At 39.0% G+C, this 14,878-nt stretch carries 17 protein-coding genes; 7 read left to right on the top strand and 10 right to left on the bottom strand.

The features are described 5' to 3' along the window. Positions 1–200 precede the first annotated feature (200 nt). From HUS26_RS19925 to HUS26_RS19905, 5 genes are all read left to right on the top strand, one after another. Entirely contained in the window at positions 201–893 is a 693-nt protein-coding gene (locus tag HUS26_RS19925; protein WP_173918999.1) for a hypothetical protein, read from the top strand. Beyond that, on the top strand, positions 894–1,583 hold the full coding sequence (locus tag HUS26_RS19920) for a relaxase/mobilization nuclease domain-containing protein (protein ID WP_173918998.1): 690 nt from the start codon (positions 894–896) through the stop codon (positions 1,581–1,583). A gap of 35 nt (positions 1,584–1,618) precedes the next feature. Then, a complete protein-coding gene (locus HUS26_RS19915; protein ID WP_173918997.1) occupies positions 1,619–3,412 on the top strand; it encodes a VirD4-like conjugal transfer protein, CD1115 family in 1,794 nt (597 codons plus the stop codon). A gap of 232 nt (positions 3,413–3,644) precedes the next feature. Then, the gene (locus tag HUS26_RS19910; RefSeq protein ID WP_173918996.1) at positions 3,645–4,127 is read left to right on the top strand and encodes a hypothetical protein; all 483 of its coding nucleotides are present in this window, start codon (positions 3,645–3,647) and stop codon (positions 4,125–4,127) included. 18 nt (positions 4,128–4,145) lie between these two features. After that, complete coding sequence (locus tag HUS26_RS19905; protein ID WP_173918995.1) at positions 4,146–4,478, top strand: helix-turn-helix domain-containing protein; 333 nt, start codon at positions 4,146–4,148, stop codon at positions 4,476–4,478. 75 nt (positions 4,479–4,553) lie between these two features. On the opposite strand, the gene HUS26_RS19900 is transcribed toward HUS26_RS19905, so the two are convergent. Further along, positions 4,554–5,132, bottom strand: coding sequence for a recombinase family protein (locus tag HUS26_RS19900; RefSeq protein ID WP_173918994.1), 579 nt, complete (start codon positions 5,130–5,132; stop codon positions 4,554–4,556). A 318-nt stretch (positions 5,133–5,450) separates the two neighbouring features. Between HUS26_RS19900 and HUS26_RS19895 the strand changes: the two genes are divergently transcribed. Both HUS26_RS19895 and HUS26_RS19890 read left to right on the top strand, forming a co-directional pair. Further along, complete coding sequence (locus HUS26_RS19895; RefSeq protein ID WP_173918993.1) at positions 5,451–6,056, top strand: hypothetical protein; 606 nt, start codon at positions 5,451–5,453, stop codon at positions 6,054–6,056. 195 nt (positions 6,057–6,251) lie between these two features. Beyond that, positions 6,252–6,590, top strand: coding sequence for a hypothetical protein (locus HUS26_RS19890; RefSeq protein ID WP_173918992.1), 339 nt, complete (start codon positions 6,252–6,254; stop codon positions 6,588–6,590). Here HUS26_RS19890 and HUS26_RS19885 read toward each other — a convergent pair. The 9 genes from HUS26_RS19885 to HUS26_RS19845 all read right to left on the bottom strand — a co-directional run bounded on the left by HUS26_RS19885 (position 6,587) and on the right by HUS26_RS19845 (position 14,460). Then, positions 6,587–7,030, bottom strand: coding sequence for a hypothetical protein (locus tag HUS26_RS19885; protein ID WP_173918991.1), 444 nt, complete (start codon positions 7,028–7,030; stop codon positions 6,587–6,589). The genes HUS26_RS19890 and HUS26_RS19885 overlap by 4 nt on opposite strands. Before the next feature lie 662 nt (positions 7,031–7,692). Continuing rightward, a complete protein-coding gene (locus HUS26_RS19880; protein WP_173918990.1) occupies positions 7,693–8,523 on the bottom strand; it encodes a replication initiator protein A in 831 nt (276 codons plus the stop codon). 199 nt (positions 8,524–8,722) lie between these two features. After that, entirely contained in the window at positions 8,723–9,769 is a 1,047-nt protein-coding gene (locus HUS26_RS19875) for a peptidoglycan DD-metalloendopeptidase family protein (RefSeq protein ID WP_173918989.1), read from the bottom strand. Then, positions 9,769–10,317, bottom strand: coding sequence for a hypothetical protein (locus HUS26_RS19870; RefSeq protein WP_173918988.1), 549 nt, complete (start codon positions 10,315–10,317; stop codon positions 9,769–9,771). The genes HUS26_RS19875 and HUS26_RS19870 overlap by 1 nt, the downstream gene beginning before the upstream one ends. Further along, positions 10,318–12,687 (bottom strand): VirB4 family type IV secretion system protein, encoded by a 2,370-nt coding sequence (locus HUS26_RS19865; RefSeq protein WP_173918987.1) that lies wholly within the window; start codon positions 12,685–12,687, stop codon positions 10,318–10,320. Next, positions 12,647–12,979: a hypothetical protein gene (locus HUS26_RS19860; RefSeq protein WP_173918986.1), complete on the bottom strand. Its 333-nt coding sequence runs from the start codon at positions 12,977–12,979 to the stop codon at positions 12,647–12,649. Before HUS26_RS19860 ends, HUS26_RS19865 begins: the two co-directional genes overlap by 41 nt. A 1-nt stretch (position 12,980) precedes the next feature. After that, positions 12,981–13,823 carry a hypothetical protein gene (locus tag HUS26_RS19855; protein ID WP_173918985.1) on the bottom strand — a complete coding sequence of 281 codons (843 nt, stop codon included), beginning with the start codon at positions 13,821–13,823 and terminating at the stop codon, positions 12,981–12,983. Between the two features lie 15 nt (positions 13,824–13,838). After that, a complete protein-coding gene (locus tag HUS26_RS19850) occupies positions 13,839–14,072 on the bottom strand; it encodes a pilin (RefSeq protein WP_173918984.1) in 234 nt (77 codons plus the stop codon). Positions 14,073–14,202: 130 nt separating this feature from the next. Then, complete coding sequence (locus tag HUS26_RS19845) at positions 14,203–14,460, bottom strand: hypothetical protein (RefSeq protein WP_173918983.1); 258 nt, start codon at positions 14,458–14,460, stop codon at positions 14,203–14,205. Positions 14,461–14,878: the final 418 nt, after the last annotated feature.

Below are 14,878 nucleotides of genomic sequence, written 5' to 3'. Positions count from 1 at the left end.
CCCCTCCAAAGATCAAAACAACGTTGCCCCGCCTCTTTAAGGAGGGGGGAGGCAGGTTAAAGTAAGTGTACGACTTGACATCGTCCCTTACTAAAACTGGATTTGTTGCGAGTACGTTTTTTGCTGTTGTGTACGGTGCGTACACATGGTATTATATTACATGCAAGGAATGTTAACATTCTTAATGGAGGGGTTTTTATATGCCTGCAAGAGTAGCTAAGACGATTCGATTACACCCGGATACATTGGATATGGCTCATAAGTTAGCAAAGAAAAATTACGGCAAAGAGAACAAAATTGGTTATGTAATGGATGATGCTATTAAGGAACTTTTTACGAATGGTACACGGCCAGGAGAAGCAAGCGCAATTTTATCTACTACAGAGGAAGTACTCATTGATCGACTGGACAGGAGAGTCAATTCCATCTTTGATAATGTCATCAATCGAATGGGGGATCTGTACGCCAGAACCTCACATGATGCAGCTGTAACATTTGTTATGATGGAAGATTTATTCCTAAAGACAGGAGGCACAAAGCAGGAAGTCGGAAAGTTGCGCGGTGATGCTCAAAGGATTATGGAGAAACGCCTGGAGAGTGCTGGAGCAATTGAAAAGGCTAAAGAAGAGTTTGAAGAACAGTTTTCTTCTGAGGAAGTGGAAAGTCTGAAAGAAGAGAATCAACAAATCAAACAGAAGGCTAACGACACTTTTAAAGAAATGAAAGCTGATTATAGGAAGCTAGAAGAAGATAAACGGCAATGTGAACAGGAAAAAGATCATCTTATCCAGTGGTATGAGGGCCTGGAGCAATACCTCAAAGACAATTACAGCCGACTAAAACCCAACACCTCATTAATCGAAGAATACAGACAAAACAATCCGGTGTCGTAAATGGCTGCTACTGTTGTAAAGATGCTCGGATACCTCAGTAACAATGGAACAGACAAGCCGATCCATAAAGCTAAAGAACATATCAAATATATGGAGGTTAACCGAGAACACCATCGGAACAATCCAGATTTATTTAATCAAAAGGATAGCAACCTCACTAGGAAAGACTTCTTTAAGTCACTGGAGAAGATGCCTAATCAGGGTATCATCATGCATAAGTTAGTTATTTCTCTGAGGGAAGATGACCGTAACAACCTGCAAATAGATTTGAAGGAACTAACCAGAGATACGATGGAACGCCTGCAGCTGTCTATGGACCGTCGGTTCGAGTGGGTAGCTGCTATCCATGATGATGATGGACACCCTCATATACATGTAGCTATTAAAGGGCGTGATACCACTGGACGGCAGGTTTTCTTTGCTCATAAAGATGTTAAGGACTTAAAACGCATGGCTCACCAGGAAAAGATCCTACAGGCTGAAAGAAATCCAGAAGTAAGTCGGGCTGCTGTTCGTCAATCGGAAAAGGAAGCTCAAAGGGAAGAACGAACAGAAAGGTCTAGAGGACGTGAAACAGGGTTGCTCAGTCAGATACAGGCTTTAATTAAACAGAATGAACGTAGACACTCAGCAGAAAGAAGCCAGGAAGAGAGGGAAATCGAACGTAGTAACAGAGGGGAAAGTCGATAAAACCCCTCATTGCGGATATAAAAAGGAGGGTAAGTATGAGGAAATTTAAACTCATCATCATGTTTTTACTCATGGGTGCTGTATTGGATATTCTGCTCGTTGGAAGCCTGGCACATATAATTATTTTTTATCAGCAATATCAGTTTGAAGCCCCACCACATTTAATGGAGTACTTTAAAAATCAACCAGTGAACGCATTCACAAGCTTGTTTAATGGGGAAGCCTCCACTTATTTCATGCATCAGGTGTTACAGGGCATATACTGGGTCGTTTTTCTGTTCCTGATCATACGCGCATTGTTTGGTAAAGAACGCGAATTTGCTAAAAGGAACGCTGATGATTACGGCTCTCATGGTACAGCACGATGGGCCACAGATAAGGAGATACAACGCCTATATAACGCTGCGGGAATGATAGTAGGGGAACATAAGAAAAAGCCTCTTATACAGCCTGTAGACGGAGAAAACAACCATATGACGCTGGTTTATGGAGGGTCTGGATCAGGTAAAACAGCAGGATACTCCATTCCTAATATTCTTCATATCTCAAAGACTCTGCAAGAATCTTTTGTTATAACGGATCCAAAAGGAGACATTTACAAGGCCACGCGTAACCATTTGAAACAACAGGACTATGACGTTATAACAGTCAATCTAATTGATATGACGCGTTCACAAGGCTATAACCCTATGGATTACATCGATAAAGGAAACGACTCTATGTCACTTGCTACAACGATCATGAAAAACACTGGTGCAGAAGGAAAAGCTCAAGATTCTATGTGGGAACATGCAGAACACGCGTTATTGTCTGCTTTGATTGAATTTTTAAAGGAGACACGGCCAGAACATGAACAGCATTTAAAGAACGTGCTGCACCTGGGGAACTTGATCAAACGTAGACCGAAAGACATTGATAAGATGTTTAACGATCTGCCCGATGATTCTACAGCCAGACACTTATATAATATCTTTGCTAATTCAGAAGATAAAACACGCGCTGGTATTCTTATAGGCTTTGCTTCAAGACTCAGACTATGGACATTAGAGGACGTATCACAAATAACCGCCAAAAGTGATTTTAATATCCATCAATTAGGACAAAAGAAAACAGCTCTCTTCATCCTTACACCAGATGGAGAATCCACTTATGACATGATAACAGCCATGCTGATAGATCAGATATTCCAGGAGCTTATAAAACAGGCTGCACAGAATGATTCTAAACGCTTAAATGTACCTGTCAGAATGATTTTAGATGAAGTGGCTAACATTGCCCCTATCAGTGATTTAAAAAAGCGTGTGGGTGTTATGAGGGCCCGCGATGTACGAATAACCCTTATGTTTCAAGGAATACAGCAGTTTAAGAATCGTTACGGGGAAGGATCTGCTGCTGAAATCTCCGACAGCTGCGACAATGTCATTGTTATGGCTGCCAATGATCCAAGTTCCAGTGTACCTATTTCAAAGAAAATCGGAAATACGACACTCATGATTTCCTCGCAGTCCCGTTCATCCAGTGGCCGGGGAGGATCTACCGGAGAGAGTTACAGCTTTACAGGAAGTAGCTTAATGAATCCTGATCAGATTGAAAACATGCCGAAAGATAAATGCATCCTATTCCAAAATGGCTGTCATCCTGCTTATGTAAATAAATATTTCTACTTTAAGCATGATTGGCAGATTACAGAGCATGACTGGACTAAAGATTCTAAAAGGAACTATGATCAGATCAGATTGTTTAACCCTCCCAAAGTGAAGAAGAAAGAGCTAGAGCAGTCAGAACCTGATAAGGAAACAGAAGAAGAGGAAGTATTATTTAAAGATTGATCTCCACATTTTTGTGGGGATTATTTTTTAATGTATCCTAAAAGAAGTCGATGCAGACATTAGAACGCATTCAAATTTATTTTTATCGATCGAAAACGCCGTAAAGATAGTCGCTTTCTTATATAATCAATACATAAGGCGCGTTAAGATACGTATATTAAAGTCGAAAAGGGGGAAGATGACATATATGACATTAATTTTTTAACAATTTGAGTCATATATGATATATTATATGGACAGAAGAGTTGCAAAAGTAATATCAATAAATGACTTGTCAGGTGTAGACCAAGTAGATATTTTTCGTACTACACTTATCCAATCAGCAAAAACAAACAGAAATGACCGATTTATGTTAGCTTTTTTTATAAGGTCTTTGCAGTATTTAAGTACTGTTTTACCTCAAAATTTAGACTTTCACTCAACAAATCTGGAAGTTGAAATTGATGGCCAAGTAAAAGAAAAAGAATTTGATGTAATAACAAAACCAATGTCTACACAACCTATATACGAACTACGTTTAGATTTCCCTGAGTACAATACCTGGATACGCGCTACTTTTTTTAAACGATATCACAGGAAAAAGCTACATTATTGTTTTGTTAAAGCTTTTATTAAAACCATGCATCCTTCCTTCAATCCAACAACACCTATGATACAAGAAACTTACAACGTGTATCAGGAACTTAGGAACAATCCTGCGCTTTACCTAAAATAATTCAAAGGGGTGGTTAACATGAAAGATCTTCTCAGGGTAGATGATATTGTAGAGGAAATCCCAGAATTAGAAACTGTTTTTTACGGAATTGGAGCTGCATTCGGTAAAATCATCTTCTCCTACAGAGTGAACCAACAGCTTACCCAAAAACAACTTGCAGATAAAGCTAATGTAGGAGTTAAAACTGTTCATCGAGCAGAAGGCGGAACAAACAATTTAGGTGTGCAAACTTATGAAAAATTATTTAAAGCTCTTGGGATTAATAAAGAGAAATACGCAGAAATTTTTTCCGAAGCTCTAAAAGATCAAGAAAAAAAGTCCACTAAAAGAGAGTTAGCAAAACAATATTAGACTCTCTTAAAATTCTATAAAAAGTACAACGTTGGCTCTTAAAGCTCATGTTGTACTTTTTTATTTTCTTAAAACTTATTTAACACCCTCTTTATTAGATTCATTTATCACTTTATAGACCGTACTACGCGCAATTCCATATTCTTCAGCTATGTCTTTAGCTCGTTCCCCACCTTCATAAAGCTTCTGAATTTGTTGCTTCTGAGTAGCTTTTAATGGCGGACGGCCTCCTTTTATCCCTTGCTTTCTTGCTGATTTTAAACCAGCTTTAGTTCGCTCTTGTATAAGATTACGTTCAAATTCTGCAAATACTGCAATCATTCCAAACATAGCTCTGCCAGCTGCGGTTGTTGTATCAATATTGTCGTTCAGGGAAGCAAAGTGTACACCCCACTTATCCAACTTTCCTTTGATGTCGTATAATTGCTTTGTTGAACGTGCTAAACGATCCAATTTGTATACAACGAAAGTATCTCCCTCTCGCAAAGAGTCAAAAGCCTTTTCCAGTTCCACTCGATCTTCCTTTCCTCCACTTTTTTTCTCGTGAAACACATTCACTCTTTCATTTCGATCGGCAGCGTACTTTTCAATAGCTTCAATCTGAGAAGTAAGATCCTGATCCTCCGTAGAAACTCTGGCATATCCAATAATCATCTCGACCGTCTCCTTCCATACGTTTTATATAAAATTAGTGTAGACGGGTTTATAGACAAATTCAATTGTTAAATTCCTTTTTTTCGTTACTTAATCGAAGTGTCCGTTATACGGTCGTTTTATAGACACGTACACGGGTAGACAAAAACGCGGATAGCATACGTTTACCACGTTTTGCTGTGCAGACATAAAAATAGCTAATTAATGTTAATATTAAATGGACTTTACCGCATGAAAATTTTGTCTAAAGGAAACCTCTGGACTCATCGCGAACTTATAACAATAAATACAACTATCATAAAGGAGGGTTAACTTGCTATGACAGATAAAGAAAATGATCCGGAGATTGCTGCGTCAGCTACAGAAGTATGTAAAACGCTTGATATAAAAGATTCTACATTACGAAAATATGCACTCCTATTAAAAAAGCATGGTTATAACTTTAACCATGACAGCAATGGGAAAAGATATTACTTAAGTAATGACGTTATGCTCTTACGTCGATTGATTCAATTAAAGAGCAACGGTACCATGACATTAGAACAGGCCGCGGAAACAGTAATTAAATGGGCTAATGAAACGGTTATTAAAACACCTAAAAAGGCTCCAGACTCCAGTTATAACGACGATATAAAAGAGCTTAAGGAAACAGTAGCCGCGCAAAACGATTTATTAAAAGAATTATTTAACCGTTTGGATCAACAGGACAAGAAAATAGACAAACGTTTTGACCAAGTGAATCAATCTTTAGAGGAGTATAACCGTGAGAGGCAGATACAATTTAGAAAAGAGTTAGAACAGTATAGACTAGAGGCTCCAGCAGAGGCAGAGCAAACAGAGGTTCAGCCAACCGCAGAGGAGGCAGCAGCTACGAAAGAAAAGGAAAGTAAAAAGGGGTTTTTCTCTCGTCTTTTTAGAGGATAAACAGATAAGACATCGTCTAATCCCATCTATCGAAAAAGGGGTAGTATCAGAAAAATGCGCTTAACGTTGTAAATACGCATTTTTCTGATACTACCCCTTACTTTGTTACTTATCAACTGTAAAAAAACAGTAATTACATACCCCCTTCGGACAAACATATACATTAAATAATCATGGTAAAAGGGGAGATTGAATGTGAAAAAGTATTACTTTTTATTGATTGGAATCACTCTTGTGGTTATGCTATCAGGATTTTTAATTATTGATGCTGATAAAACTTCTGAAGGACAAAATCAAGAAAGTAGTTATTCAGTACAAGATGAATTTGTTAAAGAAGCTTCTAAGGAACTTTCCCAAAAAGGATTTGATTATAAAGCTATTACTACTGAGGAACACCAGAATAATTTAGATCTTACTGTTCATGTCTCATCAGATAATTACCATAATAAAGACGAAATTAAACAAGTAATTACAGATAAAGCTAAAGAAAGTAAGATAAATAATATCACTATTAAAGTTGAAACAGACTCTTAGTCTTGTATAACCACTCTAACGGTATCAGATGAATTAACTAAGGAATAGACTTTTAAATAAAATTCTGCTTTGTTATTTGACCCATCCACATGAGGTCGAGCATCAACTTTATTAAAACAAAATAATGGAGAAACAGTAGAATTATTGTAGTATGTCATTCGTGGGGGAACAAAGTCATCAACTGAATCACCAGACCCGTTATCTGAGTAGAGAAGTAATCTTACATCATTATAGGGCTGTATTCCACTAACACATACTCGAAGATCTCCGCCCCCAGAATATACGATTGGGGTTCTTGCTCCTGAAGAAGTAGCTGTAATAGATGTATCAAGAATAGTATCCCATTCACCTGCTCCTAAAGTAGTGGGGGTGGCTAAGCCAGATGAGGGAAATACCATTATACTAATCAACAATAGACCCAATAACTTAATTTTCTTCATTTTAATCGCCTCCATATAGTATTATAAGTTATTAATTCTCTAACAAATTTACAATACCTTCCTTTTTTTGTGTTTATATTATCAAAAAATGATCTTATAAGACTACCACCTTAGAGATATGTAAAATTTAAGAAAGCACACAAAAAAGACACCCCAACGGAAGGTGCCTTATTGCATTTTTATTTAGTCCGTCATAATAGGGGTAGCGTCAGGAAAATGCGGATTTACAACGTTAAGCGCATTTTCCCGAATGCTATCCTATTTTATCCTTCTATCTTGGTGATCTAGCTGTTCTTTAATTACTTTTTTAGGGCCTCCGAAAATTCCAATAAGTTTCTGCCTACGATCGACATTTACGTAGTTCAAAGTCAAAACCTTCTAGCACTGCGGTTTGAAAAAGTCCAGACCCAGGACTTTTTCAAATCCTCATGCCATATGCCCCCCACCCTTTAATTAACTGCATATATAAATGGGAGTATACCTCTCTTATCGTAAGTTTTCCGCGTTTTGCTGGCTGGCCCCCAATAAAAAACAGCTGTACTTTTATAAGTACAGCCGTTAATTAGAGGAAGCTACTTCTTATTTTCTTCCCATTGTCTAGTGTGTTTAAAGGTATCAATTAAATCTCTTCTTACTTATTACGTAATATTTTAGGGTGTTCTTTAATGGTATTCTTCTTCATTTAGCCAATCATGGTAAAGATTCTTTCTTTCTTCCGCAACATACTTATGAGGATCATAAGTTCCCTTTTTATAATTGGAACGGTATAAAGCTTTATCTAGCGCTGATCTTAAGTATCCACCAAAATTATGTATTGTAGCTTCTGATTTCTTTATTTCTTCTACAACTCTCAAACAAACATTTTTACTAAGTCCTTTTTTCATATACTCCAAAACGAGTATATCAATGGTCACTTGATTGTTGTTAACGGTTCCCTTGTTAACAATATGTTCTTTCTTATTTTTAATAGAGTTATTCTCTTTATAGTTATTATTACTAGTGGTCAACTTTTGTTCCTCTAGGGGGTCAACTTTTGTCTTTCTAGAAGAACAACTTTTGTTCTCCTCAGTCATATCAAAGGTTTCAGCTTCTTTTTTTGGGGTTTTCATTTCTGTATCTACGCTTTGGTTTACCTTGTAAATATCTTCTTTATCGTATTCACATTTACCAATGTATAGTCGATTGGTGTTACCTTGACCTTCTTGGACCTGGTCTAGCAAACCAAATTTTTCTAACTCTTTTTTCATATTCCTGAAAGTTGTTGGAGACCATTCGAAGATTTTAGCTGCACCATCTTGAGACATTCTGACATAGTATCTTCCATCTTTGTCTTTCCATCCATTGCTCATGCTTAATTTCATTCGATCAAATAGAACCATGTAAAGTTTCAAAGCATTAGGTTTCATCTTCTTATATCTTTCTCCTAAGACTAAAACTTTCGGGACTTGGAAAAATACTAAACTATCTAAATCTTGGTCTGTGAAATAGTTCATTTAAAACACTCCAATACTTGATTTATCATTCAGAGTGCTCTAAAATAATAAAAGACAATTTAATTCAGAGCACTATTGAAGAAGACGAGAGTTCCCGACCAAAGGTTATCTCGTCTTTTTTCTATTATAAAATAGTTTAATAGATTCGTACACTTTTCCTACAAACCCATATAAAGGTAGTAAAATCCTGACGCTACCTTTATTGGAAAAATTGTATAGGATCTATTTCCTTTCCGTCTTGCTCTACCGTGAAATGTAAATGCGGACCAGTAGAACGCCCAGTAGATCCGACCTGACCGATTTCTTGACCTGCCTTAACCTTGACCCCTTGTGGCACATTTAAAGCACTCAAATGGCCGTATATCGTCTTCAATCCGTTCCCATGATCAATATAAATAGCCTTTCCATATCCCCCGGCATTACCTGACATAACGACTTTTCCTGGTGCAGCTGCGACAACTGACTTTCCGTGTACTCCTGCTGCGGCAATGTCTATACCTCCATGGAAAGCAGTACTCCCATCCATGGGGTCTGGTCGATTCCCAAATAAAGACGTTATTTCTGTTGTGAAAGGAACAGGCCAAACAAACTCTCCACCACCTGTAACACTGCCAGCCTCCACATAAAGCTCTGAATACTCCAATACTTTTGTTACATATTCATTCGAGTGATTATAAGCAAAGACAGCTTCTTCGATCATACCATCGTCAGCACCATTGGCCGCCAGATAAGAGGCAGCTGCAAAAATAGCATCTTCTGGATCTCGTGGATCTGCTTTTCCATCTGCATTGCCATCCACTCCAAAACCTCCATATTCCTCTATAACTGATAAATCAAGTAAAGTATTCCACCCTATATCTAAGTCACCTAATCCCCCACAAGACGGGTACCCCCAACCTATCCATGAGCAGGGCATAAATTGCATAACCCCTATAGCTCCAGCGTAACTCTCGATGTTTCCTTCTCCGAAGTTTGTTTCGACTTTATGATGTGCTGCTAATAGGTTCCAGGGGACATTGTATTTTTCCCCGGCTGCCTGATAGATCGGCATATATTTTGCAGGGATTTCATTCTTTGCTATTTGTGAAGGATTACCGGTGTTGACGCCCTCTCCACTTTCCGACGACAACGCCAAAATAACAGCAGCAATAGGAACAATAATCAATAGAATCAGTATTGCAGGGAGTCCTATTTTAATTAAAAGGGCACCTGTAGAGGTACCCCTTCTGATGACTGCATCTTCCATTAGTATCCCGCCTTAAAGCCTGTGACGTTCCATTCTTCATTGTCTTTAGCTACACTAACAAGATAAGAACTTTCCTCGGTGCGTTTCTCACCTTCTGAGTTGTAAACGTCCATAATCGCTATGACATTCCATTTCTTGCGGTCTGGCAAATTATCATCTACCGGGTAAATCTCCAGCTCTTTCACAACGCGTTTATGTGAGGCTGCTGTGGGTCTTCTCGGAGAGTTTGAGAGTTTTGTATATAAATCTGCCTCTGTAATCTCTTCAACGTGTGGCAGATACTCCATAGGCTCCTTAGGGTTCAATGCTGCGTAATACTTGATGAACTCATGGGCTTTTTTCTTTGTTTCTTTAACGACTTCCGGGTCTTTATCTTCCTCATGGTCTACCACTTCTGGGGACTCTTCATCCACGTTCGTTTCAATGTCAGCAATGCTCTCTTTATTATCATTAGAGGCATTTTCTGACTTTCCCCCTGCGGTAAAAATAACTGTGAAAATAACTAATCCTATCCCGACAATGAACGCTGCAATCATTTTCTTATTCAATTAGATCGCCTCCCTGATTCCGTTTCCGTAGGAGATTTTAAGGTTTAATTCTTTTAGTTCCGTTTCGTTGGCAACGGTACGCATTTCGACGCGTTTCTTTTTGACAATGTGCAAGCAATACCCCTGCGGTTTATCTCCTGAGAGTATTTCCTCTTCTGATTCATTAAACGTTACAAGCTTAGTTTCCTTCATTTCTCTTACATCGTTCTCAGACAGTCTCATAAGCGTTTTAAACTGACAGTTATTAATTACGGCTGTTCCATACTCCCCAACGGCTATAAAATCACTGACGTTCTGAGTGGCAACCATGAGAAAGCCTTCATACTTCCTGATTCGTTTCCCCATGTTTCGGATAAACTCCATTGTTTGTGGGAACTTCTTATCTGCTAAGATCCAAAGTTCATCAGCAATAAGCCCAACAGGTTCGTTCCTATCCCTTTTCACTTCTTCCCATAAGTCTTTAAGAAGCAAATCCATCATCGGTTTTTTGACACCTTCTGATAATTCGTGAATATCCAGGACGTTGATTGCCTCGTTTAGATCCCAATTCGTTTGTCCGTTAAACATTCCAGAGTAAACACCCTCTATATAAGGTCTTAGAATCACTCTCACACGCTTTAATTCCTCGTATTTGTTCATTTCAGTGTTAAGATCCGTTAGGGTAGGAAAAAGCTTAGGAAGGGCTTCGATGTGCTCCTTATGATCAAGTCCTACCTCTTTGTAAGCATCCTCAACCGATATAGATAAGAGGGCTAATTCTTCTGCTGACATATCAGGTACAATCCACTTGAAAAAGTCTACAACCTCGCTGATCTTCTTCGGCAGGTATGCAGAAATGTCGGCTGTTTCATCCTCAACGTCAGAATCTAAAATGGCACTCCTGATATGAAATGGATTCGTTATAAACTTACTGCCAGGTTTAAAGATGATCTGATTCGCCCCAGGAATGGTGTTGTATTCTCTCTCAGGGTCTATAATGAATTGCCGTTTGGCTCTCCCTGCGTAATACTCCCTAAACACTTTTAAATTAACTGCAAAGCTTTTTCCTGAGCCTGATTCCCCTAAGATGGCCTCATTCCTGTTATTAAACATGCGTTTATTCCAGGGGTCATAGGTGACAGGGGATTCAGATTTCACGTTGATTCCTTGCAATAACCCTGTATTGTAATTGAACTCAGAGGCGTTAAAAGGAAGCATAGCCCCTATTAATTCCGTGTACATCGGCCAACCGTAACGAGTTTCAATGTTTGTGTTTTTATAGCCGATCGGCAGCATGTACCACAAGCAATGAGGGTTATTCTTGATCTTATTGGCTTTCATGCGGTTACTTTTGATATTCGTCTCAAATCGGTTGCAGAGAGAGTGTAAATCCTCTTTATCATTGGCTTTTACTCCGAAAATGAAGGTTACTCTAAATAAGTTTTCACTGTCGTCGCTGATACGGTCTAAAAGGCGTTTTGAACTTTTTATCTGGTCTTCGTAACGCTGTTTTACAGACTCTGCCTTGGTTTCTGCTATACGTCTTTCTAATTCTCGTATTTGACTATTAATTCTATCCATTTGATCATTCTTAGAAACTACCTGCAGAGAAACCGATACATCAACATTTACCCTGGCTGTTAGTATGGGGTCCATCCAAGCCTCCCCGATCTCTTTCGGGAAGTAAGAGATAGAATAAAAGGAATAATGTAGATCATCTATCTCCAGCGTATTTCCTGTTGCAATGTCTGGAGGCTGCCATGCTGTGAGGTCCATTCCTTCCTCATACGGCTGTTGTCTATTGCTGTTAGGAGTCAGACGATTGTAAATAATAGCCTTAACTTTTTCCTCGGACAGGCGGCCAATCTTTAGCCCTGCCTTCTCTAAATGCTCCACAACGTTTGTCATAAGGTCTAATAACTCAGCTGTTGCATCGTGATGTTTCTTTTCCTTCGATTCAAGGACTAAATAGAAATTATGAGTGTTTCTGGCTTTGACTGCGTAGTCCTGGAGAAACTTTTTCTTGCCTTCAATCATCGAATTTTTATAGTCTGCAATGGCTGTTTTATTGCCATTATCCTGTTTTTTCTCTAATTCTTGAATGTACTGCGATATGTCCACTTCATCAGATGTGATAAGCATTTGACAACGTTCACCGGGGTTTAAAGCGTTTAATGCTGATTGTGTGTGCTTTATGGCTTTACGGATCTCCTTTTCCCCCATCATGTTTACGTTCAAGGGGTCTATAACCTTTAAGACGGTTTTAAACTTGCCGTCAGATGTGCGAATAATCTCAGAGTCAAATTCTTCTACAGGAATATTGAAAAACTTTTTCTTAAACTTTGCTTTCTTACTTACCTTTGATAAAAGTCCGAACGGCTGCTTTTTCATTGTGATCCTCTCCCCATTTAAGTGTTATTATCCTTGCCCTTTGATTGCTGTACTCCTGGAATATCAGTTCCACTTTAGGAAGCCCTGTCTTTTCATCAATTTCAAAAGTCGCCTTAATGAAGAAGTAAACGAACAATACTGCACCTATGGTTAAAATCGGATTTTCTGTAATTAGATAGACAATGGATGAAAGGATCAGGCTGCCTGCTATTGTCCAGCCCCACCCTTTAGCACTTAGCCCCAGAAATGAAGGGATAGACCGAACATTCCGGGGAATTTCATATTTGAACATATTACCGCCTCACCAACTTGTATAAAAACATTTTTGCAGCACCACTCGCGCCAGAACTCACTCCAGCTGGAATGATGATGTTTTTCAGATAAACAGTTCCAAAGATCCCGATTCCAAAGAAAGCCGTAGATACTAACAAGCCCCAGAAACCTCCATAGCTTGCAACTCCCATTCCTACCAATAAACAAATCATCTGAAACGGCTGCGTCATAATAACGGCTATCATGCTTACAAAAAACTGCCTCACTATACCTGGATTGATCGGATATGCCGCCATAACAAGAGGGGAAATAATAACTCCTATCCCAAATAAAGCAACGCGGATACCTCCAGAAATAGCTAATCCCATCCAAGAAAAGCCCCAAACAATGAAAAGCAATAGCATGTGAAGCCCTATAGCTGCTACTTCTGTTCCTGCACTGAATGACATAAAGAAGTCATCTGCTGATTGATACTCGATGTTAAAATCTGCTACCCATTTCGTTATATCTGCTATAGCAACACTGATTTTCTGAGCTAATAGGGGAGAGCTAGCAATAAGGCCGGCTGCAATGGCTGTATCTCCCAAGATCTTTGCATAATTCACATCTTCTGATTCAACCGTTTCGCTGTACATAGCCTGTAAAATACGCTGATACAGGAAGATCATCAGCATAGTTCCTGCTATGCCTTGCATTCCCAAGATCAAGTCATCTACTTGCGGAAACCTTTCAGATAAATCAAAAGGGGATGTAATCACATCCCCCACAAGTTCAATCCCCCCGTTAACCATGTCAGTAGCTAACTGGTTAAGCCATTCTCTTATAAATTCTTGCGCGTCTTCTAACGGATTCCAGAAATTCATAATTTCACCTCAATTTTAGAAGTAGCTCATTAGCTGAGAGCCGATCCAAGGCGCAGTTCCAATAACAGCAGCACCGATTAAAACTTTGACTGCTTTTGACTTAATGCTCCTTGTTTCGTGTGGATCATCCGTTCCAGATAATTTGAAACCGATGATGACCGCCTGGACGATCAAGAATGGAACAATCAGCATAAGAGCCCAACCTGCAATGTCATCAAGTAACCTTTCCAAACCTTCAATAATTGGCATGTTTGATTACCTCCTAATTTTTGTTATATCTACATCTTACGAATGTTAACGTTCCTTGTCAATAGGAATTATAACATTCTTTAGGGAAAAAATGAAAAATAAAAAAGCCGATGCGCGAAGCACCGACTCATCAACGTTTATAAGGTTTTCTGTCTCTTAATTCCCAGTTCAATTCAATTAGTATGTTCTCCCATTGTTCCCGGGTAGCCATCCAATAATTTCCGTATTTTCTGGGGTAGGACAATCCGGCTTTGTTCGCTTCTTGAGCTAACCTTGTACCCCATGAGGCGGTTTTCCCCTTTTCTTTAGCGAAATCTGCACCGTTTAAAAGTTCATCCTCCATATTGTACTTACCTCCGTTACGAATTATAACTTTCCTTACTGTCATAATACAGGGGCTTCCTTACCATGTCAATACGCCCCATGAGTGGGTTTAATGTCTCAAAAGATTGCATTGCAGAAATTAAATTTCCCCACCTTTCAGCGATTTATGCCGTAGTCTTTTTGTGCTGGAGAACCCTTCAAGTACACTGAAAAAAGTTGCCCCGGAGGGTGTTCTTTGCCCGATGGGGTTGCTTTTGGAAGTTTGAAGGGTGCAGGTTCCAGCACCAAAAGGAAACGGAATAAAATAGCGTCTTAGATGCTCTGTTTTGGGATTTAAAACGGCGCGAATGCGTAACCCCTCCAAAGATCAAAACAACGTTGCCCCGCCTCTTTAAGGAGGGGGGAGGCAGGTTAAAGTAAGTGTACGACTTGACATCGTCCCTTACTAAAACTGGATTTGTTGCGAGTACGTTTTTTGCTGT

The sequence above is a fragment of the Halobacillus sp. Marseille-Q1614 genome, from assembly GCF_902809865.1.
Lineage (GTDB): Bacteria > Bacillota > Bacilli > Bacillales > Halobacillaceae > Halobacillus_A.
This window is presented reverse-complemented; position numbering and strand designations above follow the sequence as displayed.